At 69.7% G+C, this 25,935-nt stretch carries 21 protein-coding genes; 4 read left to right on the forward strand and 17 right to left on the reverse strand.

The genetic code is table 11. The annotated features are described in order from the left end of the window. Window positions 1–55: 55 nt before the first annotated feature. From ACFO6S_RS00180 to ACFO6S_RS00205, 6 genes are read right to left on the reverse strand one after another with little or no spacing between them, the layout of a single operon-like run. Window positions 56–484: a MaoC/PaaZ C-terminal domain-containing protein gene (locus tag ACFO6S_RS00180; protein WP_378413006.1), complete on the reverse strand. Its 429-nt coding sequence runs from the start codon at window positions 482–484 to the stop codon at window positions 56–58. After that, on the reverse strand, window positions 481–930 hold the full coding sequence (locus ACFO6S_RS00185; RefSeq protein WP_378413008.1) for an FAS1-like dehydratase domain-containing protein: 450 nt from the start codon (window positions 928–930) through the stop codon (window positions 481–483). Before ACFO6S_RS00185 ends, ACFO6S_RS00180 begins: the two co-directional genes overlap by 4 nt. A gap of 57 nt (window positions 931–987) precedes the next feature. Beyond that, window positions 988–1,503 (reverse strand): HugZ family pyridoxamine 5'-phosphate oxidase, encoded by a 516-nt coding sequence (locus tag ACFO6S_RS00190; protein ID WP_378413010.1) that lies wholly within the window; start codon window positions 1,501–1,503, stop codon window positions 988–990. Continuing rightward, window positions 1,503–2,369 (reverse strand): heme ABC transporter ATP-binding protein, encoded by an 867-nt coding sequence (locus tag ACFO6S_RS00195; protein WP_378413012.1) that lies wholly within the window; start codon window positions 2,367–2,369, stop codon window positions 1,503–1,505. The genes ACFO6S_RS00190 and ACFO6S_RS00195 overlap by 1 nt, the downstream gene beginning before the upstream one ends. Continuing rightward, window positions 2,369–3,376: a FecCD family ABC transporter permease gene (locus tag ACFO6S_RS00200; protein WP_378413014.1), complete on the reverse strand. Its 1,008-nt coding sequence runs from the start codon at window positions 3,374–3,376 to the stop codon at window positions 2,369–2,371. The genes ACFO6S_RS00195 and ACFO6S_RS00200 overlap by 1 nt, the downstream gene beginning before the upstream one ends. After that, the gene (locus ACFO6S_RS00205) at window positions 3,373–4,206 is read right to left on the reverse strand and encodes an ABC transporter substrate-binding protein (protein ID WP_378413015.1); all 834 of its coding nucleotides are present in this window, start codon (window positions 4,204–4,206) and stop codon (window positions 3,373–3,375) included. Before ACFO6S_RS00205 ends, ACFO6S_RS00200 begins: the two co-directional genes overlap by 4 nt. 363 nt (window positions 4,207–4,569) lie before the next feature. Between ACFO6S_RS00205 and treZ the strand changes: the two genes are divergently transcribed. Both treZ and ACFO6S_RS00215 read left to right on the forward strand, forming a co-directional pair. Next, complete coding sequence (gene treZ / locus ACFO6S_RS00210) at window positions 4,570–6,342, forward strand: malto-oligosyltrehalose trehalohydrolase (protein ID WP_378414010.1); 1,773 nt, start codon at window positions 4,570–4,572, stop codon at window positions 6,340–6,342. A gap of 144 nt (window positions 6,343–6,486) precedes the next feature. Then, window positions 6,487–6,615, forward strand: coding sequence for a hypothetical protein (locus ACFO6S_RS00215; RefSeq protein WP_378413017.1), 129 nt, complete (start codon window positions 6,487–6,489; stop codon window positions 6,613–6,615). Between the two features lie 77 nt (window positions 6,616–6,692). Here ACFO6S_RS00215 and ACFO6S_RS00220 read toward each other — a convergent pair whose 3' ends face one another. Next, window positions 6,693–8,219, reverse strand: a complete 1,527-nt coding sequence (locus ACFO6S_RS00220) for an MFS transporter (protein WP_378413019.1) — start codon at window positions 8,217–8,219, stop codon at window positions 6,693–6,695. 119 nt (window positions 8,220–8,338) lie between these two features. Between ACFO6S_RS00220 and ACFO6S_RS00225 the strand changes: the two genes are divergently transcribed. Next, complete coding sequence (locus ACFO6S_RS00225; RefSeq protein WP_378413021.1) at window positions 8,339–8,908, forward strand: TetR family transcriptional regulator; 570 nt, start codon at window positions 8,339–8,341, stop codon at window positions 8,906–8,908. Between the two features lie 121 nt (window positions 8,909–9,029). Here ACFO6S_RS00225 and ACFO6S_RS00230 read toward each other — a convergent pair whose 3' ends face one another. The 8 genes from ACFO6S_RS00230 to ACFO6S_RS00265 all read right to left on the reverse strand — a co-directional run bounded on the left by ACFO6S_RS00230 (window position 9,030) and on the right by ACFO6S_RS00265 (window position 21,240). Next, window positions 9,030–10,487: an NAD-dependent succinate-semialdehyde dehydrogenase gene (locus ACFO6S_RS00230; RefSeq protein WP_378413023.1), complete on the reverse strand. Its 1,458-nt coding sequence runs from the start codon at window positions 10,485–10,487 to the stop codon at window positions 9,030–9,032. Beyond that, a complete protein-coding gene (gene gabT / locus ACFO6S_RS00235; protein ID WP_378413025.1) occupies window positions 10,484–11,842 on the reverse strand; it encodes a 4-aminobutyrate--2-oxoglutarate transaminase in 1,359 nt (452 codons plus the stop codon). Before gabT ends, ACFO6S_RS00230 begins: the two co-directional genes overlap by 4 nt. 82 nt (window positions 11,843–11,924) lie before the next feature. Further along, complete coding sequence (locus tag ACFO6S_RS00240; RefSeq protein WP_378413027.1) at window positions 11,925–12,662, reverse strand: class F sortase; 738 nt, start codon at window positions 12,660–12,662, stop codon at window positions 11,925–11,927. Between the two features lie 123 nt (window positions 12,663–12,785). Beyond that, window positions 12,786–15,665, reverse strand: coding sequence for an SdrD B-like domain-containing protein (locus ACFO6S_RS00245; RefSeq protein WP_378413029.1), 2,880 nt, complete (start codon window positions 15,663–15,665; stop codon window positions 12,786–12,788). A gap of 732 nt (window positions 15,666–16,397) precedes the next feature. After that, window positions 16,398–17,513 carry a metallophosphoesterase gene (locus ACFO6S_RS00250; protein ID WP_378413031.1) on the reverse strand — a complete coding sequence of 372 codons (1,116 nt, stop codon included), beginning with the start codon at window positions 17,511–17,513 and terminating at the stop codon, window positions 16,398–16,400. A 117-nt stretch (window positions 17,514–17,630) separates the two neighbouring features. Then, window positions 17,631–18,977 carry a threonine ammonia-lyase IlvA gene (gene ilvA, locus ACFO6S_RS00255; RefSeq protein WP_378413033.1) on the reverse strand — a complete coding sequence of 449 codons (1,347 nt, stop codon included), beginning with the start codon at window positions 18,975–18,977 and terminating at the stop codon, window positions 17,631–17,633. 46 nt (window positions 18,978–19,023) lie between these two features. Beyond that, complete coding sequence (locus ACFO6S_RS00260) at window positions 19,024–20,799, reverse strand: pyruvate dehydrogenase (protein ID WP_378413035.1); 1,776 nt, start codon at window positions 20,797–20,799, stop codon at window positions 19,024–19,026. Between the two features lie 6 nt (window positions 20,800–20,805). Next, window positions 20,806–21,240: a nitroreductase family deazaflavin-dependent oxidoreductase gene (locus tag ACFO6S_RS00265; RefSeq protein ID WP_378413037.1), complete on the reverse strand. Its 435-nt coding sequence runs from the start codon at window positions 21,238–21,240 to the stop codon at window positions 20,806–20,808. Between the two features lie 110 nt (window positions 21,241–21,350). Here ACFO6S_RS00265 and ACFO6S_RS00270 point away from each other — a divergent pair, with 110 nt between their 5' ends. After that, complete coding sequence (locus ACFO6S_RS00270) at window positions 21,351–21,593, forward strand: hypothetical protein (protein WP_378413039.1); 243 nt, start codon at window positions 21,351–21,353, stop codon at window positions 21,591–21,593. Window positions 21,594–21,634: 41 nt separating this feature from the next. Here ACFO6S_RS00270 and ACFO6S_RS00275 read toward each other — a convergent pair whose 3' ends face one another. Together ACFO6S_RS00275 and dnaE are read right to left on the reverse strand one after the other, a co-directional pair. Further along, on the reverse strand, window positions 21,635–22,273 hold the full coding sequence (locus ACFO6S_RS00275; protein WP_378413041.1) for a DUF4203 domain-containing protein: 639 nt from the start codon (window positions 22,271–22,273) through the stop codon (window positions 21,635–21,637). Window positions 22,274–22,382: 109 nt separating this feature from the next. Further along, window positions 22,383–25,922, reverse strand: a complete 3,540-nt coding sequence (gene dnaE, locus ACFO6S_RS00280; RefSeq protein ID WP_378413043.1) for a DNA polymerase III subunit alpha — start codon at window positions 25,920–25,922, stop codon at window positions 22,383–22,385. Window positions 25,923–25,935: the final 13 nt, after the last annotated feature.

Genomic DNA, 25,935 nt, shown 5'->3' on the forward strand with positions numbered 1-25,935 from the left:
TCACGACGGCGGGCGCACACCGGAATCGGTGTGCGCCCGCCGTCGTCTTCGGGTGTCAGCTGTCGAGCGCGACGATCACCTGGGTCTTGCCCAGCACGGTCTGGCCCGCACAGGTCACCGAGAGGTCGATCCGGGCGGTGCCGGCGTCGGGGTCGACGCGTCCGACCTTGGCGCTGATCTCGATGTTCGCGCCGGTCTTCGGGTCCACGACGACGGGGCGGGTGAACCGGGTCTCGTAGCTGACGATCCGCGCCGAGTCGCCGAGCCAGTCGACCACGCACTGCAGCCCCAGCCCGGTGGTCAGCATGCCGTGCGCGAGGACGCCGGGCAGGCCTGCCTCCGCGGCGATGTCGTCGCGGTAGTGGATCGGGTTGAAGTCGCCGGAGGCGCCCGCGTACCGCACCAGGGTGTCCCGGGTCAGCGTGTGGGCGGCCTTCGCGACGACGTCGCCGAGGGTGAGCGTGCCGAGAGTCGGGCCGGTCATGCGTCGTCTCCTCGGGTGAGAATGGTGGAGGTGATGGTCGCGACGTGGCCGCCCGCGCTGTCGCGGATGTCGCTGTCGATGCCGAGGATCGCGTTGCCGGCCCGCTCGGTGACCGAGGTGATGGTCAGCACGGCGGTGAGCTCGTCCCCCGCCACGATCGGCCGGCTGAAGACCGCCTTCTCGGTGGCGTGCACCACGCGGGTGGGATCCAACCCGGTGTTGGGCGCCGCGACCAGCTGGGCCAGGGCCCGCTCCTGGATCACCACGGTGAAGGTCGGCGGCGCGACGAGGTCGGCGTGGCCGGCGGCGCGGGCCGCGTCGACGTCGACGTTGGTCGGGCTGGTGGCGAAGACCGCGCGGGCGAACTCGCGGATCTTCTCCCGGCCGACGAGGTACGGGGCGGTCGCCGGGAAGACGCGACCCTGGAGGTCAGGATTCAATGGCACCGCGCCACCCTACCGACCGTCCAGTCGCCTGCGAGCGGGTTCTGGTTCGAGACTGTGTCAGTTTCCTGCCGCGGCGGCCGGCTTCTTGTCAATGACGACGTGGTCGAAACGACTGCCGTCGAAGCTGACCTCGAAGGCCTTCCCGAAACCGACGACGTAGCGGCCTGCCTGCGGGGTCAGGCGGAACAAGTGGAAGTCGAGGCCGCGGAGAAGGTCGACCAGTTTGGCGTTCGTGCGTTCGGCGAACTTCTCGAACACGCCGTCGTGTCCGTCGTCCGTGGTCTGCTCGGCGGTGCAGACGAAGCTGGCCCGCTCGACACCGAAGATGTTGGCGGACGTCGCCTCGTCGCCGTGAATCATGACGCGGACGCTCTGGGCGTCCCGCAGGTAGGCGTAGTGTTCCGCGATCTCGCTCACGTAGACGTAGAGCGCACCGTCGTGCACGACGAAGGGCGCGATCGACAGGAACGGGTCGCCGTTCTGGTCCGGGGTCGCGATGACGACGGTCTTGCGTTCGGCAAGAAAGGCGCGGTAGTCGTCGAGTGCCTTGGCGTGTTGCGTATCGGTCAGCATCAGTTCTCCTCGGATGTGGGTACAGCGGCGGCGGGTTCGCGGGTCGGAACCTCGACCGGTCGACGGTCATCGGAAACGGGCATGTTCCATTGCCTGCGCACGAGGTGAATTCTGGGCCGCGTGGTGACGGGATGCTCCTCCACCTCGGCTTCCATCCCGTACACCTCACGAATCAGGTTCGCGGTCAGGACCTCGCGAGGAGCGCCCTCGGCGACGACCCGCCCCGAGGCGAGCGCGACGATGCGGTCACTGAACGTCGACGCCTGATTGAGGTCGTGCAGCACCATCAGTACCGCGATTCCCAGCGTGCGGTTCAGCGACGTGACCACCTCGAGCACCTCGTGCTGGTGCGCGATGTCGAGGTACGTCGTCGGCTCGTCGAGGAGCAGCACCCGGGGGCGTTGGGCGAGGACCATGGCGAGCCACGCCCGCTGCGCCTCGCCGCCGGAGAGCTGCGACACCGGTCGCTGCGCCATCGCCGCGAGCTCGGTGTGGGCGATCGCCCACTCGACGGCCTCGTTGTCGTCGGGGGTGGTTCGCTCGTACCAGCGGTGGTGCGGGTGCCGTCCGTAGCCGACCAGCTCGCGCACCGTCATGTCCGTCGGCGCCGTGTTCTTCTGGTTGAGCATCCCGATCGCCTGCGCGCGCCGCCTCGGCGGCCACGACGACAGGTCGGAACCCTCGAGTTGCACGGTCCCGGAACGAGGCGAGAGTTGCCCGCTCAACGCCTTCATGACGGTGGACTTTCCGGAGCCGTTCGGACCGATGAGGGTGACGATCTCGTTCGCACCCACCGTGATCGACACGTTCTGGACCACGTGGTTGTCGCCGTAGGAGACGCTCACGTCGCGGGCTTCGAACAACATCACTGCACTCCCTGTCGCCGCATGAGGTAGAGGAAGTACGGGGCGCCGATCGCCGCCATGATGATGCCTGCGGGAATCTCGGTGGGACTGAAGATCGTCCGCCCCATCGTGTCCGACAGGAGCACCAGGAGGGCGCCGACCGCGGTGCTCATCGGGATGAGCACCGCGTGGTTCGATCCGACGATCATGCGGGCGATGTGCGGTACGACCAGGCCCACGAAGCCGATGATCCCGACGGCCGCCACCGCGATCGCGGCGAGGAAGACCGCCACCAGCGACAGCAGGATGCGGGTGAGGTTCACTCCCTCGCCGAGGTTGCGGGCGACGTCGTCACCCAGTCGCATGACGTTGGCCGAGCGGATGCACAGGAGGGAGACCAGCAGCCCGACGACGGTGTAGGGCAGGATCATCCAGACCGAGTTCATACCTTTCGCGGCGAGGCTGCCGTTCATCCACTGGATGGCTGCGGGGAGTCGATCGCTGTAGCGCAGCGAGAGAAAGGCGATGAACGCGCCCGCGAGGGCGTTGACCGCGACGCCCGCCAGGATGATGTTCAGCGGTTTGATTCCCTCGCGGCGCCAGGCCAGCGCGTAGACGATCGTCGCGGCGATCACGCCACCGACGAAGGCGGCGACGGGAATCATCGAGTGGTAGCTGGGCGCCGCCAGCAGGATCACCAGGACGAGCGCGGCGGCGCCGCTGGTGACCCCGGTCAGCCCGGGGTCGGCCAGCGGATTGCCCATCACGGTCTGCAACAGCGCACCCGAGACCGCGATGCTCGCTCCGACCAGGAGTGCAAGCAGCACGCGCGGCAACCGCACGTCCCACAGGATCGTGCCGAGGGCGCCACCCTCGGAGCGGCCCGTCAGGAGTGCGATGATCTCCGCCGGGGAGATGTGCACGCTGCCGAGTCCGAGGCTGACCACCGCAACCACCGCGAGCAGGGTCCATGCGGTGGGGAGGGCCCACTTCGCCCGATCACGAGTGGGCGCCGAGGGGGAACTCACGGGAAGAGCACGCCCGCGAGGGCGGGGACGGCCTGATCGAGCCGGCCGACCGAGGTGTAGCCGAAGCTCGCATAGTCCAGCACGTGAATGCGGTCGTTCGCGTACGCGGGCAGGCTCTTCCATGCAGCGTTCTTCCCGACCTCGGCATCGAAGGCCGCCTGTCCCTCGGCGACGTCGCCCGACTGCAGCACCAACACCACGTCCGGGGCCGCCGCGATGATGTTCTCCAGATTCACCGCGCTGTAGGTCTCCTTCGCCCCGAGCGCCGAGACCGCGACGTTGTCGGCCCCGGACAGGTCGATGAGGCTCCCCAGGAAGGAGTCGTTGTTCATCACCATGAACGAATCCGTGGCACCGATCAGGACCAGGACCTTCGGCGCATCGGTGGATGCGCCTGCGTCGGCGAGAGTCGACTCGTGCGCCGTCATGGTGCCGAGGATTTCGCCGGCCCGGTCTTCGCGGTCGAAGGCCGCACCCAACACCTCGACGGCCAAGGCGAGATCACCGAAGCTGTCGGTGGCGAGGAAGGCCGCCGGTGTCGCGGTGGATGCCAACGTGGCCTCCACCGTGCTGCGTGAGGTCTCGGCCGCGATCACCAGGTCGGGGGCGAGCGCGACGATCTTCTCCGCGTCGGGCGCCATCGTCGAGCCGATGCGGGGCACGTCGTCCAGTGCCGAGGGGAGCTGCTGCGTCGTCGTGGACGGGACGCCTGCAACCGGCACGCCCAGCAGGGTGAGCACTTCTGCCAGGGGAACCGAGGCCGCGACGACCGTGGCCGGTGGGGTCGCGGGGAACTGCGCGAGTGCGGCGTCGCGCTTGTCGGCGTCCACCGCCGGAGCGGCATTCCCGGACGTCGCTGCCGGCTCCACGGAGCCCGGAGCCTCAGTGCTGCACCCGGTCAACCCGCCCACGAGAGCCAGGCTGACCAGCAGCGACGCTATCGACGCGGAACGAAATCGCACAGCAGGGCACTCCTTGGGTGGATCGGAATCCATTCGGTCGGACCACCCGAACTCAGGGCAGCCTAGGCTTCCTGAGGGCAGCCTAGGCTTCGAATAGTTCTTTACTGTCCCTTGACCTGTCAACTCGGACCCGCGGACGGCTTGCCGTGGCGACCCGGACCACCCGACGGCCGGCGACGGCGCCACCCGACAACCGGCGACGAGGTGGGGCATGCTGAAGTAATGACTTCCGTGCACGAATTCGAGGTCTGGGCGCCGCTCCCGAACCGGGTACGGCTGCATCTGGACGGCATCCTGCACCCCATGACCCGCGACGACGCCGGCTGGTGGCGCGCGAGAGTCCCCATCGAGCCCGGCAGTCGGTACGGCTTCGTACTCGACGACGACGACGCCATCGTGCTGCCCGACCCGCGCTCGCCGCGCCAGCCGGACGGGGTGCACGCACCCTCCCAGCTGGACACCGTCGACCCCGACGCGTGGACCGACCGGGACTGGACCGGACGGCAGCTCGCCGGCAGCGTCGTCTACGAACTGCACGTGGGCACCTTCACCCCGGAGGGCACCTTCGACGCCGCCGTCGATCGGCTGGACCACCTGGTGGACCTCGGCGTCGGGTTCGTGCAGCTGATGCCGGTCAACGCCTTCAACGGCGAGCACAACTGGGGGTACGACGGCGTCCTCTGGTACGCGGTGCACGAGGCCTACGGCGGACCGGACGGGCTGCGGCACCTCGTCGACGCGTGCCACCGCCGCGGGCTCGGCGTGCTCCTCGACGTCGTCTACAACCACCTCGGCCCCTCCGGCAACTACCTCGACCGGTTCGGCCCGTACCTGTCGGAGAGCGCCAACCCGTGGGGGCGCGCGGTGAACATCGACGGCCCGTCGTCCGACGAGGTGCGTCGCTACATCATCGACAACGCGCTGCGCTGGATGCACGAGTTCCACCTCGACGGCCTGCGGCTCGACGCGGTGCACGCGCTCGAGGACCGCACCGCGACGCACCTGCTCGAGCAGCTGTCCGTCGAGACCCACACGCTGTCGGCGCACCTGCGACGGCCGCTGACACTGATCGCGGAGAGCGACCTCAACGACCCCGTCCTGGTCACCGCCCGCTCCGGCGGCGGCTACGGCCTCGACGCCCAGTGGAACGACGACATCCACCACGCCGTGCACGCCGCCGTCTCCGGGGAGCGGCAGGGCTACTACGGCGACTTCGGTTCGCTGCAGGGGCTGGCGAACACGTTGCGGCAGGGCTTCTTCCACTCCGGCACCTACTCCAGCTTCCGGGGACGGCTGCACGGGCGACCGCTCGACATCCGCCGCACCCCGGCCAGCGCGCTCCTCGCGTACACCTGCACTCACGACCAGGTCGGCAACCGGGCCGTCGGCGACCGGCCGGGGCACTACCTCTCCCCCGGCCAGCTCGCCGTCAAGGCGGCGCTGGTCCTGGGCTCGCCGTACACCCCAATGCTGTTCATGGGCGAGGAGTGGGGCGCATCGAGCCCGTTCCAGTTCTTCACCTCGCACCCGGAACCGGAACTGGCCCGCGCCGTCGCGGCGGGCCGGACAGGCGAGTTCGCCCAGCACGGCTGGGACCGAGCCGACGTGCCGGACCCGCAGGACCCCGCGACGTTCCTGCGGTCGAAGCTGAACTGGGACGAGCGCACCGTCGACCACCATGCGGAGCTGCTCGACTGCTACCGCGGGCTGATCGAACTGCGAAGCCGGCGAACCGAACTCACCGACCCGTGGCTCGAGCACCTGTCCGTCGAGTACGACGAGGAGCGGCGCTGGATCGTGCTGCACCGCGGTGACCTGCACGTGGCGTGCAACCTCGGACCGGACCCGGTGACCGTCCCGGTCGGCGGCCGCCCGTTGCTGTGGTGGGAGCCGCCGACCCAGGACCCGACCGGCGCGGCGACCGTGCTCCCCGGCCACTCGTTCGCGATCCTCGACACGGGCCGCGCCAGTGCGTCCGACGCGTCCCGCGTCGAGTGGAACTGACGCGGCGACCGGCGGCCCCGCCCGGTCGATGCATGCACCCTCGACTACTTGTTATTGATTGTCATTTCCATTTAGTGTCTGCACTGCGGGGCGGGAAGCACTCCGGCCCCGCTCCATCAGCACCACCATGCGGAAAGGCCAACAATGGAGTTCGATCAGTTCATCAGCCTGCTCAGCGCCCTCGGCGACTTCGGCGCACTGCTCAGCGGCGCGGGAGACGTCATGAGCGGGTCGGCATCGCTCACCGACAGCATCGGCGGCGCGCAAGCCTGACGACCGGCTGGACACAGGAGAAGGGGCGCACCCGCGATCGGCGGGTGCGCCCCTCCTCTCGGTGACTGCGGCGAGGGCTAGCGCGAGCGCATCATCCGGAACACCAGTGCCGCGTTGGCGAGCAGCACCACCGCGGTCGCGACGGCCGCGACGTGCATGCCGTCGACGAACGCGGACTGCGCCGCGCCCAGGACCTGCGCACCGACCTCCGACGGGACCGACTGCGCGTAAGCCACCGCACCGCCGAGGGTGTCGTGGGCCGCGTCGCCCGCCTCCGCACTCAGCGCGGACACGTCGAGCCCGCGCCGGTAGATGGCCATCACGACACTGCCCAGGACGGCGACACCCAGCGCGACACCCAGCTCGTAGGCGGTCTCGGACACCGCCGAGGCGGCCCCGGCCCGCTCCGGCTCGACCGAGCTGACCACCAGGTCGGAGGTGAGCGTCAGCGCCATGCCGACACCTGCGCCCGCCAGCATGAAGCCGAGGACGAACAGGCCGGCACCGCCGTCGACCCGCAGGAACGCCAGGATCGCGGCGCCGAGCGCGGCGAGCACCATGCCGAACCCCAGCACCGTGCCCGGCTGCCAACGCCGGACGAACCACGCCGCCAGCAGGGCAAACACCATGCTCATCGCGGTTCCGGGCAGCATCAGCAGACCGGCCTGCAGCGGCGAGTTGCCGAGCACCAGCTGCAGGTACTGCGAACCGAAGAACAGCACGCCCGCCAGCGCGAAGATCGAGAGCAGGTTGGTCAGCACCGCCGTGGAGAAGGCGGGCCGGGCGAACAGGCTCAGGTCCACCATCGGGTCCGCGAGCACCTTCTGACGGTGCACGAAGGCGAACCCGGCGGCAATGCCGACGAGGGCGACCACGGCGAGCGTCACGCTCGGCCCGTGCACGACGGTCTCCTTGATCGCGTAGACCAGCGGGATCAGGGTCAGGATCGACAGGCCCGCGCTGGGCAGGTCGAAACGGCCCGGGTTCGGGTCCTTCGACTCGGGAATCACGATCGGCCCCAGCACGATCAGGGCCAGCATCACCGGGATGTTGATCAGGAACACCGAACCCCACCAGAAGTGCTCGAGCAGCCAGCCGCCCACCAGCGGTCCTGCCGCCGCGCCGCCGCTGGCCATCGCGCCCCACACCGCGATGGCAGTGGTGCGCTGACGCGGGTTGACGAACATGGTGCGGATCAGGCCGAGGGTGGCCGGCATCAGGGTGGCGCCGGAGATGCCCTGCAGCACCCGCGCCGCGATCAGCATCTCCGGGCTCACCGACCAGGCCGCGACCAGCGAGGCGACGCCGAATCCGGCGGCGCCGATCAGCAGCAGGCGACGGCGCCCGATCCGGTCGCCGAGGGTGCCCATGGTGATCAGGAGGCCGGCCAGGACGAAGGAGTAGACGTCGATGATCCAGAGCAGCTCGTTGCCGGTCGGCGCGAGGTCGGCGCTGATGAACGGCAGCGCCAGGTCCAGCACCGTGGCGTCAACCGAGATCAACAGCACCGCGAACGCGAGCACGACGAGGCCGACCCAGTCGCGCGCGGTGGCCCGCACGTCGAGCGGGTTGGCTTGCGGGCGGTTGTCCGTCCGGACAGACACGATTTCTCCCAGGGGATGAAAGTAGCGGATGTGGTGAACCACGACCGGGACAGACTTAACCGTCCAGCCGGTACAGTTGCCCACCCAGGTTAACAGTGAACCGTCCAGCCGGTACAGTGATGTTCGTGACAGAAGCCGCCGATCCCGCCGCCCCCAGCACCCGCGACCGCATCCTCGACGCGCTCGAGAAGCTGCTGCTCGACCGCGGGTTGTCGCACATCACCCTCGAGGCGGTCGCGGCCGCGGCCAGCGTCTCCAAGGGCGGACTGCTCTACCACTTCCGCAGCAAGGACGCCCTGATCGCGGGCATGGTCCGGCGCCTCGGCGAGCGGTCCGACCAGCAGCTCGCCGAGTCCGGCCGCTCGGTGGCCGAGTGGTACCTGCAGACGATGGACGCCGGCAGCACCAACGAACTGGCCCTGTTCCAGTCCACCATCGCGGCGCTGCGCAGCGTCGACGGCGAGGGCGAGATCCAGCAGGCCGTCACCGAGGTGATGCGCGCCTGGGACACGGGCCTGCGCGCGGAGATCGACGACCCGGTCCAGGCCGAGATCGTCCGGCTCGCCGGCGACGGCATCTACCTCGCCGCCCTGATGGGCCTGCCGCAGCCCGAGCCCGAGCTGCACCGGAAGGTCGTCGACCGGCTACTGGGGCGCGAGGCCGCGGCGGACGACGACACCGCGCCGTAACCGATGCAATTTGCCGTCAGGGTCAGCTCCACCTGCCCGCTGTGAACGACGAGCCACTCGACGATGCTTGACCAGGCAGGCCGACGAGGGGCCGCGGACGTGCGTCCGCGACCCTTCCACGTCACATCGGCAGGGCGATGTACTTGGTGTCGAGGTACTCCTCGATCCCCTCGGTGCCGCCCTCGCTGCCGAGCCCGGACGCCTTGACGCCGCCGAACGGGGCCGCCGGATCGGAGATCACCCCGCGGTTGACGCCCACCATCCCCGACTCGAGCGCGTCCGCGACGCGCAGCGCCCGCTCCAGACCCTGCGTGTAGATGTATGCGGCCAAACCGAATTCGGTGGAGTTCGCCGCGGCGATCGCCTGCTCCTCGGTGTCGAAGCCGGTGATCGCGGCGACCGGGCCGAAGATCTCCTCGGCGACGATCCGCGCGTCGGCGGGCACGTTGTCGAGCACCGTCGGCCGGTAGAAGAACCCCGGCCCCTCGACCACCGCTCCCCCGGTGCGCACCCGCGCCCCGGCAGCGACGGCGTCGTCCACCAGCGCGGCCACGTTGCCCCGCTGCTTCTCGTTGATCAGCGGGCCGATCGCGGTGCCGTCCCGGTAGCCGGGGCCGACGGTCAGCGCGGCGATCCGCTCGGTGAGCTTGGCGGTGAACTCCTCGCGCACCGGGTTCGCGACGATCAGCCGGTTCGCCGCGGTGCAGGCCTCGCCGCCGTTGCGCATCTTCGCGGCCATCGCGCCGTCCACCGCGGCGTCGACGTCCGCGTCGTCGAACACCACGAACGGCGCGTTGCCGCCGAGTTCCATCGAGGTGCGCAGCACCTGCTGCGCGGACTGCTCGATCAGCAGCCTGCCGACCCGGGTCGACCCGGTGAACGTCACCTTCCGCAGCCGCGAATCCGCCAACAGCGGCGCGGTCACGGCCGCGGCGTCGGACGCCGGCAGCACCGAGAGCACCCCCGCCGGCAGCCCCGCCTCGGCGAAGATCTCGGCGAGCAGCAGCATGGTCAGCGGGGTGTCCTCCGCCGGCTTGACGATGATCGTGCAGCCGGCGGCGAGCGCGGGCCCGATCTTCCTGGTGCCCATCGCGAGCGGGAAGTTCCACGGGGTGATGGCCAGGCACGGCCCGACCGGCGCCTTGGTCACCAGGATCCGGCCGTTGCCCGACGGCGCGGTGGTGTAGCGGCCCTGGATCCGCACCGCCTCCTCGCTGAACCAGCGCAGGAACTCCGCGCCGTACGCCACCTCGCTGCGGCTCTCCGCGAGCGCCTTGCCCATCTCGAGGGTCATCAGCAGGGCCAGGTCCTCGGTGCGAGCGGTGACCAGTTCCCATGCCGCGCGCAGGATCTCGCCCCGCTGCCGCGGCGCGGTGGCCGCCCACGCCGGCCCGGCGGCGCACGCGGAGTCCAGCGCCCGCAGCGCGTCCTTGCCGGTGGCGTCCGCGACCTGCGTCAGCCGTATCCCGGTCGCCGGGTTCAGGACCTCGAAGGTGCCGCCGTCGACGGCGTCGGACTGAACCCCGTCGAGCCAGAGCCCGGTGGGCACGGTGGACAGGAACTGATCGAAACTGGTCATGGTCTTCCCTTGCCGGTGAGCGTGCGGATGGCGCCCTCGAGGACCTCGAGTCCCTCGACGAGCAGGTCGTCGCCGATCACCAGCGGCGGCGCCAGCCGGATCACGTTGCCGTAGGTGCCGCAGGTGAGCACGATGACGCCCTGTTCGAGCGCCCGCGCCGCGACCGCCGCGGTGAGCTCGGGGTCCGGTTCGCGGCCGCCGGGCCGGACCAGCTCGACGGCCAGCATGGCGCCGCGACCACGGACGTCGCCGACCGCGTCGACGTCGGCCGCCAGGGCGCGCAACAGTGGCAACGCGATCGACTCGATGCGGCGGGCCCGCGCGGGCAGGTCGTGGTCCCGGATGAAGTCGACGGTGGCGAGCGCGGCGGCGCAGGCGACCGGGTTGCCGCCGTAGGTGCCGCCGAGCCCGCCCGGGTGCACGGCGTCGAGCAGCTCGGCCCGGCCGGTGATCGCGGACAGCGGCAGGCCCGCCGCGATGCCCTTGGCCGTCGCCACGATGTCCGGGACGATGCCCTCGTGCTCGCTGGCGAACCAGGCGCCGGTCCGCGCGAAGCCGGTCTGCACCTCGTCCGCGACGAACACCGTGCCGGTGGCCCGCGCCCAGTCGACCAGCGTCGGCAGGAAACCCGGTGCGGGGACGATGAATCCGCCCTCGCCCTGGATCGGCTCGAGGACGATCGCCGCGACCGAGTCGGCGCCGATCTGCTTCTCGATCCGGCTGATCACCCGACGGGCCGCCTGCTCGCCGGTGAGGCCGGGCCCGTCCCGGTACGGGTACGACATCGGCATCCGGTAGACCTCCGGCGCGAACGGACCAAAATGCGCCTTGTACGGCATCGACTTCGCGGTCAACGCCATCGTCAGGTTGGTCCGCCCGTGGTAGGCGTGGTCGAACGCCACGACGGCGGCACGCCCCGTGGCCAGCCTGGCGACCTTGACCGCGTTCTCCACCGCCTCGGCGCCGGAGTTGAACAGCACCGACCGCTTCTCGTGGTCGCCCGGGGTCAGCGCCGCCAGTTCCTCCGCCACCCGCACGTACCCCTCGTACGGGGCGACCATGAAGCAGGTGTGGGTGAAGTGCCCGACCTGTTCCGAGACCGCCCGCGCGACCTCCGGGTTGCCTGCGCCGACGCCGGTCACCGCGATGCCCGAACCCAGGTCGATCAGCGAGTTCCCGTCGACGTCGACCAGCACGCCGCCGTCGGCGTCGGCCGCGTAGACCGGCACACTGGAACCGACGCCTGCCGCGACGGCGGCCCGCCGCCGCGCAGTCAGCGCCCGTGACCGCGGGCCCGGCAACTCGGTGACGAGCAACCGCCGCTGAGGCAGGCGGTACCGGATCTCCGTGGCCATGTGCCCATCCTCCCCGACGACTGTCAGTGGCGCGCTCCGACCAGTGTGCGCCACCCCGCCGCCGCGGAGCCATGCCCTCCGGTCAGAACGGCACCGCGGTGACGACGACGTTCTCCAGGTAGGTCCCGCGCCCCTGCGCGTCCTGCACGACGCCGCCGCCGCAGGTCACGATGTGCAGCTCCCGCGGGCCGCCGGCCCCCTGGAACCCCCAGTCCGGCAGGGCCTGCTTGACGAAACGTTCCATCCGGACGACCTTCCAGCGGGTGACCACCCCGTCGCGGGTCAGGTAGACCGCGTCCCCCGGGTACAGGGTGTGCATCCAGTACAGCGCTCCCTCGCCCTGGTTCGCGTTGTCCACGTGCCCGGCCACCAGGATGCCGCCGTCGGCGGCGTCGATCGGCGCCGAACCCGTCCAGTACGTCACGTCGGCGACGTTCCGCGGCAGCAGCAGGCTCCCGTCCGCCGCCAGCCCCAGCGGGTCCAGCGCGGTCGACGTCGCGATCGCCGGGACCACCAGGTGGTTGTCCGGCAACGGCCCGGACGGCACCTGCGGCCGGGCCGCCGGATCCGCCGCCGCGGGCCCCGGCGTGGGTGCCGTCCCGGCTGCCCCGATCACCGGCGCTCCGCCTGCGACCGGGTCCGCCACCCCATCCAGCGACAGGTCGAACGTCGACTCCGGCACCGGCGCCGACCCTGCATCCCCCGAGGACAGTCCCCGGGTGAGGAGAAAACCACCACCGGCGAGCAGTACCAGGGCGACGACCACCAACACGATCGAACCCGTGCGGCCCGAATCGCGTACGCCCGCATGCCTGCTCACGATGGAAACCCTCCACTCACCCATACAGTTGCCGAACAGTCGGGTGGCCCGGGACCGCAACACGGTCCCGGGCCACCCGATCACACCTCAGTGATCGTCACAAGTGCTCTGCGACTTCACCGTTCAGTGGTTCCCCTGGTTGCGACGCCGCAGTGCGACGAGCAGGACACCACCGGCAGCGACCAGCAGCGCGAGGCCGCCGGCGACCAGTCCGGCGTTGACGCCGCCGTCACCGTCGGCGCCCAGGCCGGCGTCGATCAGCCCGCCCTGCTGGCCCGATCCACCGCCGGAGGTTCCGGGGTTCTGCTCACCCGAACCGCCGGGGGTTCCGGGGGTACCCGGGTTGCCGGGGGTACCCGGGTTGCCGGGGGTACCCGGCCCGCCGGGGGTGCCGGGTTCGCCGGGCGTACCGGGGCCGGCCGGAGTACCCGGGTTACCGGGAGTACCCGGGCCGCCAGGGGTACCGGGCGTACCCGGTCCGGTCGAGCCGAGGGAGCCGTTCGGGCCGTCCGAGCTGCCGAGATCGGCGCTGCCCGAATCCGGGATCCCCAGGTCCGCACTTCCCGAGTCCCCACTGCCCGAGTCCGAGCTGCCCAGATCGGAGCTGCCCAGCAGGAGGCCGCCCAGTCCGACGCTGCCCAACGCCGCGCTACCGAGCAGCAGGCCGCCGAGCGAACCCGCGCCGCCGACGGACCCCACGCCAACCGAAGGCTTGACGAAGCCGAAGTCCAGGGTCATGTCCTGGTCACCGGCCTCGGGCAGGTTCTCCGAGGTCTCCGTCCACAGCGACGAGTCCTTCGCGCGGTCGTCGCCCGCGTTCTCCTTCGTCGGCTCGAAACCCTTCAGGGCCTCCTTGGTGGACGGGTCGTCCTCGACGATCTTGACGACGTACTTCTGGCCCGGGGCCAGACCCTCGAAGACGTACTTGCCGTCCGCGTCGGTGGTCACCGTGTTGGTGTAGTCCTTGCCCAGGTAGTCCTTCGCGACGGGCGTGCCGTCCTCGTTGAGCACCTCGAGCACGACGCCGCCGATGCCGGGCTCCTCGGAGTCCTGCAGGCCGTCACCGTTCTCGTCGAACCACACGTAGTCGCCGACCGAGACCGCGCCGAGGGACTTCACGAAGCCGAAGTCCAGCGTCAGGTCCTTGTCACCGGAGTTCGGCAGGAGCGCCGACTCGGCGGTCCACGAGGAGGAGTCGGTCGCCTCGTCGTCGCCCGCGTTCTCCTTCGTCGGCTCGAAGCCCTTCAGTGCCGTCACGGTCGACGGGTCGTCCTTGACGATCTCGACGGTGTACTTCTGCCCGGAGGGCAGGTTCTCGAAGAGGTACTTGCCGTCGGCGTCCGTCGTGGCGGTGCCGGTGTAGGGGTCACCCTGGTAGTCGACGGTGACGGGGTCGCCTTTCTCGTCGAGGACCCGGAGCACGACGCCGGGCAGCCCGGTCTCGGTCGGGTCCTGGACGCCGTCCTTGTTCTCGTCGAACCAGACGTAGTCACCGACGGTGACCGCACCGACGGACTTGACGAAACCGAAGTCCAGCGTTAGGTCGCGGTCGCCCGCCTTCGGCAGGACCACCGAGGTGGCCTCCCAGGTGGACGAGTCCAGGTCGGTGCCGCCGGCGTTCTCGGCGGTCGGCGCGAGGCCCTTCAGAGCAGCCTTGGTGCCCGCATCGTCCTGCACGATCTTGACGACGTACTTCTGGCCGGGCTTGAGACCGGTGAAGGTGTACAGGCCGGTGGCACTCGTGACGGTGGTGTTCTCGTACGGCTGGTCGCGGTAGTCCTTCGTGACCGGGGTGCCGTCCTCGTTGAACACCTGCAGCTTCACGCCGGCGAGCGGCTCGTCGGTGCCGTCCTGCAGGCCGTCCTTGTTCGCGTCGAACCAGACGTAGTTGCCCACGGTCGCGGACAGGGTGCCGACGCCCTCGGCGCCGCCGTCCTGGCGCAGCGTGGCCGTCCAGGACTTGGTGCCGTCCCAGCCGCCCGCGGTGTTCGTCAGCGGCAGGAAGTCCTCGAAGTCCTCGGTCAGGTCCGCCTTGTAGGTGATGATCAGGCCCTCGTGCTGGACCAGGGCAGGCGCACCCGCGGTCTCGCCGCGGACGGTGACCTTGACCTGGGACCCACTGCAGTCGACGACCGCGCGGTCGGTCAGCACCGTGTCCTGCGCCTTGTACTTGCCGTCCACCAGGACGTAGGTCCGGCTGACCACCTTGACCGACGAGCAGACCGGGGTCCAGCCGGGCTGTACCGGGTCGGAGACCACGAGCTCGGCGCCGGGGTAGTCGGCGTTGCGCTGGGTGCCGACCTGGACGGTCCAGTTGACCTGATCCTTCAGCGAGGAGGTGCCCTGGGTGCTGTCCGCCCACGCACCCCGCTTCGACGAGCTGAAGTAGTTCGAGCCGGGACCCGGGTTCGGGTCGACCGGGCCCGGATCCTTGCCGGCGTTGATGTGGCCCGGCAGCGAGCCCGTGCCGCAGCCCGCGAACTCCATGGCCGGGAAGTCCTGCTCCTGGCCGACGATCTCGCTGACCTGAGACTTGTCCCAGCCGACCTTCACCCAGGCGCTGCCGGAGAGGTTGGCGTGGGTGTTGGCGTACTCGGTGAGGGTGAAGGTCAGCGTCTTGCCGTCCGCGCTCCACACGCCGTTGGCCACGACGGTCTTGCCGTCGGGCGCGTACGCCTTCATCGGGAGGTTCTTGTTGGAGACCTTGAGCTCCTTCGGCAGGACCAGGTCGAAGGTCTCGCCCTCGGCCTTGCCGTTCGGGATCGACCAGTTCCACTCGACATCGGTGGTGCTGCCGGTGGTTCCGGTGAAGACACCGTCCTTGATGTTCGAGGCACCGGGCCTCCAGTGGATGTTGCTCCAGCTGCCGGAGTCACACGTCGGGGACGGCTGGGCCTGCGCCATCGTGGGCACCAGCACCGACCCGGACAGCACCAACATGAAAGTGACAAATCCGGTCAACCATCTTCCGACCGCGCGCGGCGCGGCCGTATATCTGGACATGCAAAATCCCTTCCCCGGAACCCTAAACAGACAAATACGGCTGTACCTTAGCCAAATCCAGAAGCTACGTTAATTTCTGGCTATCGACGGACTTCCCTCCCGCTGAACGGAATTCAGGGAACCCGAGTGAGCGCATGCAGTCCGCTGCCGGCGGCGAAGAATCGGACGTGCTGCAGCACACTGCATCTCATCAAGGTGGCCACCCGAAATCCTCGACCACCCCGGGGGGCGGCACTCGAATCCGCCAATCCTCGACGGTCGACCGACCGCCCGAACGTGAGGGCGTACGAATAGCCATGAGTTCACCCCCGCGATGCGCCCGGAAACACGAGTTCGCCCGACTGACAAGGGTTTACAAATACGCTGTAAGAAAGGACGACCGGTCGGTAATTGCTCGGCGCACCAATTCTCCGCAAACGGGCATACGTGACGAAGGACACTCGGTGGACGGGCGCGTCGACCTCTTGCCTGACCACGGGCACGGCACCGCGGACACAATGCCGGTCGTCGGCGGCGGCGTCGGGCTGGGTTCGGTTCGAGGTCGGACGGCCGCCGCGCGCACGTCGAGCGAATCGGCGAGCGGGGCGCACGGGACTGCCGAGCTCCGTGGCAACGACGCGACCGCCTCGACGCGGCCCCGAACGACGGCGGGCCACGGCCGCCGAGGAAGGTCGACCGTGGCCCGAGCCGGGGCACGGCCGAGGCCGAGGCCGCGGGCGTGCCGAAACACGTCTAGATCAGGCGCTGCTCGAACGCCACCGTCGACGCCCCGGTCGTGATGTCGACCGTGTAGGCCTTCACCGTGACGGTGTCCGCAGACAGATCCAGCACCATGAAGCCGACGTCACTGAAGTTCTGGTACATGCTCGGACGGCCTTCCTGCGCGCCGCCCTTGCCGTGGTCGTTCTTCCCCGCCGCACCGCAGACGATCTGGCGAGTGCCCTTCGACTCGACGGTCGGCTGGAGCACCTGCATCGAATGGTCGTGCCCGGAGAGGATCAGCTGGCACCGACCGACGACGTGGTCCTCGTAGAACTTCTTCGCGAGGGCGCCGTTCATGGGCGCGACGGGAATCCCGTCGTACTTGCCGGCGTCACCGTGCTTGCCGTTGCTCAGGTACGGGTGGTGCGTGCAGACGATCTTCCACTTCGCCGTCGACGACGCGAGTGCCGCATCCAGCCAGGCCGCCTGCTCGGTCATGAACGGACCGTTGGGCGCCCAGTACGGCGAGAACAGCGGCGGGATGTAGGCGGCCAGCGGGTTGAGGTCGAGCACGAAGAACTCCACGACCGGATTCACCTCGGGCACCCGGACCGAGTAGTACCGGCTCGGCATCCACCATCGGGGCGAACGCCGGTGGTAGTCGACCTCCTCGTCGCCGCGCAGCAGCCACCCTCCGTCGCCGGGGAAGATCGCGCTGTTGTCGTGGTTGCCGAGCGCCATCAGCCACGGGAAGTCCAGGCCGTGGTTCGGGTCCTCGAACTTCTCCGCAAACTGGATGTCGTACTCGTTGCTCGGACCGGTCTCGTAGATGTTGTCGCCGAGGCCGAGTGCCATCGACAGCGGCTCCCGGCCGTGCAGGTCGCGAATGGCGTCGGCCACGGCCACCTGCGCCGGCTGACCGGTACCCGCGTCACCGGTCACCAGCACCCGCAGCTCGGCACCGTCGGGGAAGGGGAACTTCTCCGCGTCGGGCCCGGGATCGACGGGGCCGGGTCCCGACGAACCGAAGTCTGCGCTGGAAACTGCCGACGCGGTCCCCGCCGTCATCGCGGCGAGCGGGACGGCGGCACCCGCCGCGGCGGCACCCGCAAGGAACCTGCGTCGGTCAATTCCGTTGTTCTGCATCGATGTAGTCCTCGTCGCTCGCATGTGGGCACGGGTGTTCGGTACGAACCAACCCGAACATAGACGAATGTTCAACGCCTGGAGCATGAACTCCGGGAGTACACATCGGTCGCGACGTCAGGTCAGGTACCGGTACGCAGGCGACCCGGGCTCGAGCTGCTCGACGTGCATGCGGGAGTCCGCCATCCGCGCGAGCAACGGGGCCAGGCCGGCGGCCTCGCCGAGCTGGAGGCCCACCAGCGCCTCACCGGTCTCCCGGTTGTTGCGCTTGACGTACTCGAACAGCGTGATGTCGTCGTCCGGGCCGAGGACCTCGTCGAGGAACCGCCGCAGCGCGCCCGGCTCCTGCGGGAAGTCCACCAGGAAGTAGTGCTTGAGGCCGAGGTGGACCAGGGACCGTTCGAGGATCTCGCCGTACCGCGAGACGTCGTTGTTGCCGCCCGAGATCAGGCACACCACGGTGGACCCGGGGGCGACGTTGACCAGTTCGAGCGCCGCGACCGACAGCGCGCCCGACGGCTCGGCGATGATGCCCTCGTTCTGGTACAGCTCGAGCAGCGCGGTGCAGACCGCGCCCTCGTCGGCGTGGATCATCGCGAACGTGCCCTCGCCCGCGCCGGACCGCGGCTGCGCGACCAGCGGCAGCGAGCCGTGCGAGACCACCCCGGCGCCGAGCGCCGACATCACCGCGAACGGCAGGTCCCCGATCCGGCGCACGGCCGTCCCGTCGACGAACGGGTCGATCACCGGCAGGGTCACCGGCCCGCCCGCGACCAGGGCCGCGGTCATCGACGCGGCACCGCTCGGCTCGACGCCGACGATCGCGGTCTGCGGGGACCGCTCGTGCAGGTAGGTCGCGATTCCGGCGATCAGACCGCCGCCGCCCACCGGGACGATCACCGTCCCGGGCTCCTCGCCCAGCTGCTCGATGATCTCGGCGGCGATGGTGCCCTGCCCGGCCGCGGTGCGCGCGTCGTCGAACGGCGGCACCAGCGTGGCCCCGGTGCGCTCGACGTCGGCGACGGCCGCCGCGGCGGCCGCGTCGTAGGTCTCGCCGATGGCGATCAACTCGACGAACTCGCCGCCGTGCGCGCGGATCCGGTCCCGCTTCTGCCGAGGCGTGTTGGCGGGCACATAGATTCGGCCGCGGATGCCCATCGCAGCACAGGCGAAGGCGACGCCCTGCGCGTGGTTTCCGGCGCTGGCGCACACCACACCCGCGGCGCGCTCCTCCTGGTCCAGCTGCACGATCAGGTTGTAGGCGCCGCGCAACTTGAACGAGCGCACCACCTGCAGGTCCTCGCGCTTGAGGTAGACCCGGGCGCCGGTGATCGCGGACAGGCGCGGACTCAGCTGCAGCGGGGTGACCTCGACGACGTCCGAAATTCGCTTGGCGGCGGCATCGATCTCGCGAGCGTCGAGCGACGCGGCCAACAGGTCAGCGATTTCCGGGGTGTGCGACACCCGGCCATGTTGCCACCTCGCGGCCTGGGCCGCGTACTCGCCCCGGTCAAGCACGCGGATCGAACTGTGACGGCCGCGGGATGTTCCGCAGATTCGACTTCGCCATCCGCACCGCCTCGCCCACCCCGCCGTTCATCACCATCCGCGACATCGCCAGCGCGAAGCCCTTGACCTGTCCGCCGGTGATCGTCGGCGGCAGCGAGAGCGCGAGCGGGTCCGTCACCAGGTCGACCAGCGCCGGCCCCGGGTGCTCGAACGCCGCCCGCAGCCCCGACTCCACCGCGCCGGGGTCCTCGACCCGCACCGAGAAGATCCCCAGCGCCCGGGCGACGGCGGCGTAGTCCACCGCCGGCACGTCGACGCCGAAGTCCGGCAGCCCGTCCACCAGCATCTCGAGCTTGACCATGCCGAGCGTCGAGTTGTTGAAGACCACCACCTTGACCGGCAGCCTGCAGGCCGCGACGGTCACCAACTCCCCCAGCAGCATCGACAGGCCGCCGTCGCCCGACACCGAGATCACCTGCCGGCCCGGGCAGGCGACCTGCGCGCCGATCGCGTGCGGCAACGCGTTCGCCATCGACCCGTGCAGCGCCGAGGAGAGCAGGCGCCGGGACCCGTTCGGGTTGACGTAGCGGGCGGTCCACACGTTGCACATACCGGTGTCGGCCGTGATCACCGCGTCCGGTGCGGCGAGGTCGTCGAGGATCGACGCCGCGTACTCCGGGTGGATCGGAACCCGCTGGTCGGCCGGACCGGTGTACGCGCCGACCACCTTGTCCATCAGGGTGCGGTGGCGGGCCAGCTGCGCCTGCAGGAAGGTGCGGTCGGTCTTGCGGCGGACCAGCGGGGCCAGGGCGGCGAGCGTGCTGGCGGTGTCGCCGTGCACCGCCAGGTCCAGGCCGGTGCGCCGGCCCAGCCGCTCCGCGGCGACGTCGATCTGCGCGGTCGGGGTGTTCGTCGGCAGGAACTGGTCGTACGGGAAGTCCGTGCCGACCAGCAGCAACAGGTCCGCGTCGTGCATGCCGTCGTGCGCGGCGCCGTAGCCGAGCAGGCCGGTCATGCCGACGTCGAACGGGTTGTCGTACTGGATCCACTCCTTGCCGCGCAGCGTGTGCGCGACCGGCGCACCGACCGTCTCGGCCAGCGCCAGCACCTCCTCGCGCGCACCCCGCACCCCGGCGCCGGCGAAGATCGCGACCCGCTCGGCCGCGTTGATCGCGTCCGCCAGCGCCCGCACGTCGCGGGAGTCCGGGACCACCGCGGGCCGACCGGTGCGCATCAGGGCCGGCGGCCCGCCCTGCGCCGGGAGGTCCGCGACATCGCCGGGCAGCGTGATCACCGCGACTCCGGAGCGGGCGAGCGCGTGCGCCATTGCGCTCTGCACCACCCGCGGCGCCTGCGCAGGCGAGCCGATCAGCTCCGAGTACACCGAGCACTCGACGAACAGCCGGTCCGGGTGTGTCTCCTGGAAGTAGCCGGTGCCGATCTGGCTGCTCGGGATGTGCGAGGCGATGGCGAGGACGGGCGCCCCGGACCGGTTCGCGTCGTAGAGCCCGTTGAGCAGGTGCAGGTTGCCCGGTCCGCAGGATCCCGCGCACACCGCGAGCTCGCCGGTGACCTGCGCGTCCGCAGACGCCGCGAAGGCGGCCGCCTCCTCGTGCCGGACGTGGATCCAGTCGATCCCGCCGGCGGCGCTGCCGCCGGTGCGGCGCACGGCGTCGACGATCGGGTTGAGACTGTCGCCGACGATGCCGTAGATCCGCCGCACTCCGGCGGCCACGAGCTGCCCGACCAACTGCTCCGCGACCGACGTCGGCGCCACGGTGGCCTACCGCGGGGTGAGCACGAAGACGGGGATCTGGCGATCGGTCTTCTTCTGGTACTCGGCGTAGTCGGGCCACGCCTCGACGGCGCGTTCCCACCACACCGCCTTCTCGTCGCCGGTGACCTCGCGCGCGATCATGTCCTTCTTGACCGGCCCGTCCTGCAGTTCGACGTGCGGGTCCGCGATCACGTTGTGGTACCAGACCGGATGCGTCGGGGCGCCGCCCAGCGAGGCCACGACGGCATACTCGCCGTCGTGCTCGACCCGCATCAGCGGGCTCTTGCGGAGCTTGCCGGACTTGGCGCCCTTGGTGGTGAGGATGACGACGGGTCTGCCCTGCATCTCCGTCCCCTCCGTACCGCCGGAGCGCTCGTAGAGATCGACCTGGTCGGCGGCCCACTTGCTCGGACTGGGGACGTACTCACCGGTGAGAGGCATGCCGTCAAGTCAACACCCGACCGGGATCCGGCGCAGCCCGACGCGCCAGATCCACGACCGAATGGAAATGTTCGTTGGACCGAACTTGGTTTTCTCGGTAGCCTGAACTCATGACCGCCGCCGACTGGACGACCGCGCCGCACACCGGCGCGCCGCGGCGCGCCCACCACGTGAACCTGGCCGGCACCGACTGGCCGCTCTACAAGCTCGAGGCCCTCGTGGTCGGCCTCCTGGTGTTCGTCGTGACGCTGGCCGTCACGACCGCCCTGCAACCGGCCGTGCTGCTGGCCGCCGGTGCCACCGTCACCGCGTGGTGGGTCCGGCGGGCGCACTGGGCCCGCGCCCGCGACTGACGGCTGCGCGACCACCCGATCCGAGGATTCGTGCGGAGACCTCAGACCGGGGCCGGCGCCCACTGCTCGCGCAGCGAGCGGGACTCCCGGCCGAGCATCCGGGCCTGCGCGAGCGCGCCGGCCACGGCAAGCACGATGCACAGCGCGTACCACCACCAGTCGTGGGCGACGGTATCGGTGAGGGTGCCGCGGTTGAAGTCGGCGGTGTCGATCGTGGAGACGAGCAGCATCACGCCGCCGACGATCACGGCCGCACCGCCGAGGGAGCTGACCACAACCAGCAGGATCGCAGGCAGGTCCGTGGCGAGGGTGGCAACCGCCAGCAGCGCGCCGAGCAGCACACCGGCCACGATCACCAGCCACTCCCACGTCACGCCGAGCGCCGCCATGGCGGCGGTGCCGAGGACGAAGCCCACCGACGCCATCGTCAGCACCACCGCCACCGCGTAGTACAGGTAGGCCAGCACGGCGAAGAGTACGGCGACGGCGATGCCGACGAGCCAGCCGAGCGCGGTGGCGAAGTAGCCGTCGCCGGTGATCGCGGACACGAGGCCGGCACCGAGGTTCAGTCCGGCGAACGCACCCCAGAGTGCGATGACGAACCGCATCATCGGGACGCCGCGGAAGCAGAATGCGGCACCGACGGCGACGGCGAGGATCCCGATCACGATGTCAGACATGAGGGCACGGTACCCACCAGCTGTGCCGAAATGTCCGAACCTCGATGGCGCGCCGGTCCACCCGTCCCGTGGAACTCGAGAATGCCGAACGATGTGGTGCGGGTACCCGTCAGCCGCCCAGGCAGCTCGGGCCGAGCAGCGCCTTCAGGTCACCCATCAGCGCGGACGACGGTTCCACCCGCAGGCTGTCGTCGAGCTTGAGCATGGTGACCTTGGTGCCGCTGAGCAGTCGCAGGTGTACGTCCGAGGTGCCGGGGTGCCGGGTCAGCACCTGCTTGAGCGCGCCGACCTTCTCGGGCGTGCACATCCGGGTCGGCAGGCTCACCGCAACCGGCTTCGCCACCCCGACCGCCGACAGGTCGGGCACCGCGAGGTCGTTGCCGATCAACGACATCCGGTCGTCGCGGATCGAGACCCGCGCCTTGACCAGGACGACGGAGTCCTCCGCGATGTCCATCCCGTAGACCGCGTAGGCCTGCGGGAAGAACAGCACCTCGATGCCGCCGACCAGGTCCTCCAGCGTGATGATTGCCCAGGTCAGTCCGTTCTTGTTCACCCGCCGGTCCACCGAGGCGATGATGCCGCCGATGGTGACCTGCGCGCCGTCCTTGACCTCGCCCTCGAGGATCGAGGCGATCGAGGTGTCGGACTGCTGCCGGAGGATGTGCTCGACGCCGTTGAGCGGATGCCCGGAGACGTAGAGCCCCAGCATCTCCCGCTCCAACGCCAGCCGATGCTTGGTGTCCCACTCCTCGTCCGGGACCCGGATCGCGAACACCGACGACATCGACTCGTCGCCGCCGCCCGCGTCGCCGAACAGGTCGAACTGGCCGACCGCCTCGGCCTTCTTGGTACCCAGGACCGACTCGATGGAGTCGGTGTGGATCAGGAACAGACCCTTGCGCGGGTGCTCGAGCGAGTCGAACGCACCGGCCTTGATCAGCGACTCGGTGACCTTCTTGTTGCAGGCCGTGACCTCGATCTTGTTGAGGTAGTCGGAGAAGTCGGTGAACTTCCCCTTCTCGTTGCGCGACTTGATGATCGACGCCACCACGTTGGCGCCGACGTTGCGCACCGAGCCCATGCCGAAGCGGATGTCCTCGCCGACGGTGGCGAAGTCGACGCGGGACTCGTTGACGTCCGGGGGCAGCACCGTGATGCCCATCTGCCGGCAGTCCGCCAGGTAGACCGCGGACTTGTCCTTGTCGTCGCCGACCGAGGTGAGCAGGCCCGCCATGTACTCGGCCGGGTAGTTGGCCTTGAGGTACGCGGTCCAGTACGAGACCAGTCCGTAGCCCGCGGAGTGCGACTTGTTGAACGCGTAGCCGGCGAAGGGCAGCACCGTGTCCCACAGCGCCTTGATCGCGGCGTCGCTGAAGTCGTTGTCGAGCATGCCCTGCCGGAACCCCGCATACGCCTCCTCCAGCACCGAGAGCTTCTTCTTGCCCATCGCGCGTCGGAGGATGTCGGCCTGACCCAGCGTGTACCCGGCCACCTTCTGCGCCAGTTGCATGATCTGCTCCTGGTAGATGATCAGGCCGTAGGTCTCGCCGAGGATCACCTTGAGCGGCTCCTCCAGCTCCGGGTGAATCGGCACCACTTCCTCGAGCGCGTTCTTGCGCTTGGCGTAGGAGGTGTGCGACTTCATGCCCATCGGGCCCGGACGGTAGAGCGCCAGCGCGGCGACGATGTCGTCGAAACCGGTGGGCTGCATCAGTTTCAGCAGTTCCCGCATGCCGCCGCCGTCCAGCTGGAACACGCCGAGGGTGTCCCCGCGGGAGAGCAGTTCGTAGGTGGCGGGATCGTCGAGCGGCAGCGAGTCCAGGTCGATGTCGATGCCGCGGTTGGCCTTGATGTTGTCGAGCGCGTCGCCGATCACCGTGAGGTTCCGCAGGCCCAGGAAGTCCATCTTGAGCAGGCCGATGTCCTCACACGACGGGTAGTCCCAGCCGGTGATGATGGCGCCGTCCTGGGCGCGCTTCCACAGCGGGATCGCGTCCATCAACGGCTCGGAGGACATGATCACCGCGCAGGCGTGCACGCCCGCGTTGCGGATCAGGCCCTCGAGGCCCTTCGCGGTCTGGTAGATCTTCGCGACGTCGGGGTTGGCGTCGATCAGCGTGCGGACCTCGGACGCCTCCTTGTACCGCTCGTGGTCGGGGTCGGTGATGCCCGCGACCGAGATGTCCTTGGCCATGATCGGCGGCGGCAGCGCCTTGGTGATCTGGTCGGCGATGGCGAAACCGGGCTGCCCGAACTGCACGCGGGCGGAGTCCTTGATGGCGGCCTTGGTCTTGATGGTGCCGAAGGTGATGACCTGGGCGACCCGGTCGCTGCCCCACTTCTCGGTGGCGTAGCGGACCATCTCCCCGCGGCGGCGATCATCGAAGTCGATGTCGATGTCGGGCATGGAGACGCGCTCGGGGTTCAGGAACCGCTCGAACAGCAGCCCGTGCGGCAGCGGGTCGATGTTGGTGATGCCCATGGCGTAGGCCACCAGCGAACCGGCCGCCGACCCGCGACCCGGTCCGACCCGGATGCCGACCTCCTTCGCGTGGTTGATGAGGTCGCCGACGACGAGGAAGTAGGCCGGGAAGCCCATCTCGTTGATGACGCCGATCTCGTAGTCGGCCCGGGCCAGGTACTCCTCCGACGGACCGTCGGGGAAGCGCCGGTCCAGGCCGCGCAGCACCTCGGCGCGCAGGAAGCTCTGCTGGGTGTGTCCGTCCGGGACCGGGAAGATCGGCATCCGGTCGCGGTGCGTCCACACGTCGGCGTAGGATTGGACCCGCTCACCGATCGCGATCGTGTTGTCGCAGGCGCCGGGCACCTCGGCGTCCCAGATCGCGCGCATCTCCTCCGCGGACTTGAGGTAGTAGCCGTCGCCGTCGAACTTGAAGCGCGTGGGATCGCTGAGCGTCTTGCCGGTCTGGATGCACAGCAGCGCCTCGTGGTTCTCCGCGGCGTCCTTCGTGACGTAGTGGCAGTCGTTGGTCGCGAGCGGCGGGATGCCCAGCTGCCTGCCGATGTCGAGCAGACCCTCGCGGACCCGGCGCTCGATCGAGAGTCCGTGGTCCATCAGTTCGAGGAAGAAGTTGTCCGGGCCCCAGATCTCCTGCCACTTCGCGGCGGCCTCGAGCGCCTCGCGGTCGTGGCCGAGCCGCAGCCGGGTCTGGATCTCGCCGGACGGGCAGCCGGTGGTCGCGATGATCCCCTCGTGGTGCTCGGCGATGATCTCCTCGTCCATCCGGGCCCACTTGCCGAGCTGGCCCTCGATCGAGGCGCGAGAGGACAGCTTGAACAGGTTCCGCAGACCCGTCGCGTTCTCGGCCAGCATCGTCATGTGGGTGTACGCGCCGCTGCCCGAGACGTCGTCCGACTTCTGGCTGCGGTCACCCCACAGCACCCGCTTGGTGTTGAACCGCGACTCCGGCGCGATGTACGCCTCGATGCCGATGATCGGTTTGACGTCGTGCTTCTTGGCCTCGTTGAAGAACTCACTCGCACCGAACATGTTTCCGTGGTCGGTCATCCCCACCGCGGTCATCCCGAGCCGCTTGGCCTCGTCGAACATCGGGCCGACCTTCGCCGCACCGTCCAGCATCGAGTACTCGGTGTGATTGTGCAGATGAACAAATGAGTCGGCCACGGCGACGAGTCTA

It is taken from the genome of Rhodococcus kronopolitis, assembly GCF_042654025.1.
GTDB lineage: Bacteria > Actinomycetota > Actinomycetes > Mycobacteriales > Mycobacteriaceae > Rhodococcus_G > Rhodococcus_G kronopolitis.

What these genes read in the sequence shown, in the direction of transcription:
- gabT (WP_378413025.1), bottom strand. Translation starts at nt 11,842, where the DNA reads ATGGCCACGGAGATCCGGTACCGCCTGCCTCAGCGGCGGTTGCTCGTC.
- ACFO6S_RS00245 (WP_378413029.1), bottom strand. Translation starts at nt 15,665, where the DNA reads ATGTCCAGATATACGGCCGCGCCGCGCGCGGTCGGAAGATGGTTGACC.
- ACFO6S_RS00195 (WP_378413012.1), bottom strand. Translation starts at nt 2,369, where the DNA reads ATGTTGTTCGAAGCCCGCGACGTGAGCGTCTCCTACGGCGACAACCAC.
- ACFO6S_RS00180 (WP_378413006.1), bottom strand. Translation starts at nt 484, where the DNA reads ATGACCGGCCCGACTCTCGGCACGCTCACCCTCGGCGACGTCGTCGCG.
- ACFO6S_RS00265 (WP_378413037.1), bottom strand. Translation starts at nt 21,240, where the DNA reads ATGCCTCTCACCGGTGAGTACGTCCCCAGTCCGAGCAAGTGGGCCGCC.
- ACFO6S_RS00275 (WP_378413041.1), bottom strand. Translation starts at nt 22,273, where the DNA reads ATGTCTGACATCGTGATCGGGATCCTCGCCGTCGCCGTCGGTGCCGCA.
- ACFO6S_RS00250 (WP_378413031.1), bottom strand. Translation starts at nt 17,513, where the DNA reads ATGCAGAACAACGGAATTGACCGACGCAGGTTCCTTGCGGGTGCCGCC.
- ACFO6S_RS00270 (WP_378413039.1), top strand. Translation starts at nt 21,351, where the DNA reads ATGACCGCCGCCGACTGGACGACCGCGCCGCACACCGGCGCGCCGCGG.
- ACFO6S_RS00190 (WP_378413010.1), bottom strand. Translation starts at nt 1,503, where the DNA reads ATGCTGACCGATACGCAACACGCCAAGGCACTCGACGACTACCGCGCC.
- ACFO6S_RS00230 (WP_378413023.1), bottom strand. Translation starts at nt 10,487, where the DNA reads ATGACCAGTTTCGATCAGTTCCTGTCCACCGTGCCCACCGGGCTCTGG.
- ACFO6S_RS00225 (WP_378413021.1), top strand. Translation starts at nt 8,339, where the DNA reads ATGTTCGTGACAGAAGCCGCCGATCCCGCCGCCCCCAGCACCCGCGAC.
- ACFO6S_RS00215 (WP_378413017.1), top strand. Translation starts at nt 6,487, where the DNA reads ATGGAGTTCGATCAGTTCATCAGCCTGCTCAGCGCCCTCGGCGACTTC.